This is a genomic window from Pedobacter sp. 10L46_2 (assembly GCF_056395165.1).
Window position 1 is genome coordinate 1 of record NZ_JBFTIZ010000348.1, and the last position, 4,174, is coordinate 4,174.

General features: G+C 41.8%; 2 protein-coding genes. Both read left to right on the top strand.

What is annotated here, in order from left to right; translation table 11 throughout:
• The first annotated feature begins 45 nt into the window (after nt 1-45).
• A complete protein-coding gene (locus AC1DDX_RS24545) occupies nt 46-3,213 on the top strand; it encodes a SusC/RagA family TonB-linked outer membrane protein (protein WP_337716069.1) in 3,168 nt (1,055 codons plus the stop codon).
• 11 nt (nt 3,214-3,224) lie between these two features.
• On the top strand, nt 3,225-4,174 hold a 950-nt coding region (locus AC1DDX_RS24550; RefSeq protein ID WP_477622754.1), incomplete at its 3' end, for a RagB/SusD family nutrient uptake outer membrane protein.

Sequence of the window (4,174 nt, forward strand, 5' to 3'; positions counted from 1 at the left end):
CACTTACTGCGCTCATTTTTTAACCATAAACCAAATTAAATTTTTATGAAAGGTCACCAGAACACTAAAACGAGTAATCGTTATGGTGGTAATGCCAGAGTAGTATTAAAGATTTTTTTCTTTTTCTTACTTGCAAATTACCACCCACTGAAAGCAAACGCTTTTCAGGTAAATGCAACACAACAATCTCGAATTATTACAGGAACAGTCAAGGATGATGCAGGCATCCCGCTACAGGGTGTAAGTGTCACTATCAAGGGGGAAACTGCAAAGACACAAACTGATGCAAACGGAAAATACAGCATCAGCTTACAAAGCACTGGTTCCCATCTCATCTTCACCTACATTGGGATGGAAACCAGAGAAATTCCTATTGGCTCTGGCAATGTTTATAACGTTACCCTACTTGATGACAGTAAAACATTGGAAGAGGTATCCATATCTACGGGTTACATGACGCAAAAAAAGGCTGATCTAACCGGGGCCATAAGTGTAATCTCGAGAGACGATTTTGCAAAAAATCCCAGTGCAAATGTCATGAGATCTTTGCAGGGAAAAGTTCCAGGCGTTTTTATTACAACAGATGGTAACCCTGCTGAAAATGTGGGGATTCAAGTACGTGGCATTACCTCTATGAACTCCTCTCCTGCCCTGATTGTGTTGGATGGTCAGCCTGTTACTATTAATCTGAGAGACATTAATCCAAATGACATCGAATCTATGCAGGTATTAAAAGATGCAGCATCGGCTTCAATCTACGGTTCCCGCGCTGCAGGTGGTGTTATTCTCATCAATACAAAAAAAGGCAGAAAGGGTGATAATACAAAAATAACAGTTGATAGTTATGTTGGTGCTTCCAAAATAACCGGAGTTCCGGATATGCTTAATGCAGTGCAGTATGGCCAGGGTTTATGGCAGGCAACCGTTAATGATGGCGACGATCCGGGTCCTGGTAACATACGTATTTATAACTACGACTGGAATCGGGATGCCAACGGAGTTCCTGTACTAAACAAGGTCACTCCCATAGAATGGTTAAATGCAGATCATACCATGCCTTCGTCAGATACAGATTGGTTTAAAGAAGGAACCAGAACTGGTTATCAGCAAAATCATCAGCTAACTATATCCAGCTCAAGCGAAAGGTCAACCAGTCTTTTCTCTTTAAATTATTATGATAATAATGGTACACAGGTTACCTCAAATTTTAAACGCTATTCAGCGCGTTTTAATAATGATTATGACCTGTTAAAAGGCAAACTAACTATAGGCGAAAATTTTGCATTATCGAAACTTGCAATTCATGATGTGAACAGTACTTATGGATTTTTGGTGATGCCGCCAAACATTCCGGTTTATGATCTTAATGGAGGCTGGGGTGGTGTAGCCATGCCTCTTGGTATGGACGACTTTAACAACCCCGTTAGAGACCTATTGATAAGAAAAGACAACAGGAATAACTATTTAAAGGCATTGGGAACTGTCTATGCAAATCTGAAGATCCTGCCTAATCTGGCACTTAAAACCCAATTTGGTGTAGATTATACGATGGAATACGACAGAACAATTGATCCGAAGTGGGTTGAGGCCGGAGGAAAAAGTAATACCATAAACAGGGTGTTTCAAAATAACACACATGACCTTGGAACTACCTGGACAAATACATTAACCTATAACCTTAAGCTTGGAGAACATACGGTGGATATGCTTGGCGGTTTGGAAGCCTACAAACTTTTACAGGAAAATTTTCAGGGTAACCGCGACGGACTGCTATTAGAAAATAGAGATTACGCTTACCTTGGAACAGCAACGGGTGATAGCAAAGGCCTGTTAGGCGGAGGTAATGAAAGAAAGCTCTTCTCTTACTTTGGAAAGATCAATTACGCATATGCGTCCAAATATTTGCTTTCCGCAACTATTCGCCGTGACGGTTCTTCTGTATTTGGAGAAAACAATAAATACGGTTTCTTTCCTGCCTTCTCCGCCGGCTGGAGAATTAAGAACGAATCCTTCTTAAAGGATGTCAGCGCTATTTCAGATTTGAAACTAAGGGCAAGCTGGGGCCAAAATGGTAATTCTGCACCACTCGCCTCAGCATTACTGGTAAACATTTACGGTGTAAATGTTGATGGGACTTCTTATCCGATAGCCGGTAATCAAACCGGTGGTATCCCATCAGGATACCTCAGAAGAAGTTTGGGTAACCAGGATTTAAAGTGGGAAACCACTACCCAAACTAACATAGGTGTTGATTTTGCTTTCTTAAACAATCGCCTTACGGGATCTTTGGATTGGTTTAATAAGAAAACAACAGACATGCTTTTTCTACCACCCTATATTGGAGCTTTGGGTGAAGGTGGATACAAGTGGATCAATGGTGCAGATATGACGAACAAAGGGTTTGAATTGATCCTGGGCTGGAATGACACCAAGGGTGATTTTTCTTATCACATCACCACTAATTTTTCTGCCTACAAAAATAAAATTACAGGCCTGCCTTCAAGTGTTAGGTACGCTTATGGTGGCAATGGATTGTTAGACGATGTTCTTGGTCGGCCACTTAATTCATTTTATGGCCTGGTTGCCGATGGTATTTTTAAAACGCAGGAAGAAGTTGATAATTCTGCCCAACAACCAGGAAAAGGTATTGGAAGGATCAGATACAAAGATCTGGATGGAGACGGGGTAATTAATGAAGCCTACGACCGTACCTGGATAGGCGTTCGAGATCCCAATTTAATGGCTGGTCTAAATCTTCAGGCTTCTTATAAAAATTTCGATTTTACCGCCTTTTTTCAGGGTGTTTTTGGCAACGACGTATATAACTCATGGAAAGAACTGAGCGATTTCTGGAACATAGGTGTTCAGAACGACAGAAATCACCCACTCCGCGTGCTGGATGCCTGGACCCCTTTAAATCCTAATTCAGACATCCCAGCATTGTCACGACGCGACTCAAATGGTGAAAAAAGATTGTCTACCTACTTTATCGAGCCGGGATCTTACGTGAAACTCAGAAGTGCTGATTTAGGCTATACATTCCCCTCAAAAATTACTCAGAAGATCAGCGTAGAAAGGTTAAGGTTGTACATATCTGCTCAAAATCTTTTTACCGTTAAAAGTGGCAAGTTCACCGCAGGAGATCCCGAAAATCCAGGCACGGGCTATCCAATGCCACTTACTACTTACTTAGGTATTAACGTAACATTTTAAAACGTAAGAAAATGAAAAAATATAAAATAATTATAGCACTCCTTGGAATGATCCTATTCTTTGGGTGCAAAAAGTACCTCGATGTATCAACCAAGGGCGCTTTAACTGAAGAGCAGGTGTCCAATCCGGAACAACTGGAAAACTTTGTAACGGCAGCGTACGCCTACATGCCGAATCTGGGATATCCTGATACCCATGCACCCTGGATAGCCAGTCTCCGCTCTGACGATGCCTATAAAGGTGGAGGTGGTTTAAGTGATCAAACTCCATGGTACGAAATGGAGATCTTTTCAGCTGTAACGCCAAACGTTGGAAATAATGATGGGCCATGGTATCAGGGTTACTGTGCCATCAGCCGTGCCAATGGTGCGCTGCGCCTGTTAGGTAAATTTGACGAAACGCAGTTTGCAGCCAAAGAACAACGTATTGCAGAAATGAAATTTCTAAGAGGATGGATTTATCTGGGGATGAAATTAAGATGGAATTATGTACCATGGATAGACGAAACCGTCGCAACAGATGCCGTGGTAGTTGCAGGAATTTCCAACCGGCCTAAAGGTTCCGTAAACGACCTTGAATTGTGGGATAAGATCATCAAGGATTTAGAAGATGCATCCAATATATTGCCAGAAACCCAGGCCGAAAAGGGCCGCCCTACTAAGTTTGCCGCTCATGCCCTTGCCGCCAAAGCCCTACTATTTAGAGCGTATGAAAAAAATGACAGGCATGAGGTGACTAATATCAACAAAGAAACTTTAAACAAATCCTTGGCACATATTAATGAAATTACCGCAAGAGATGGATCGCAGTATGACCTGACTCCGGATTTTGCAGAGAACTTTATGATTGAATATGATAACAATACCAAAGAGTCTCTTTGGGAAATCCAGTACTCTTTAGACGATGGAACAACCAATGGAAGGGTAAACTGGGGCGATCAGCTTAATGCACCCTGGTGGTC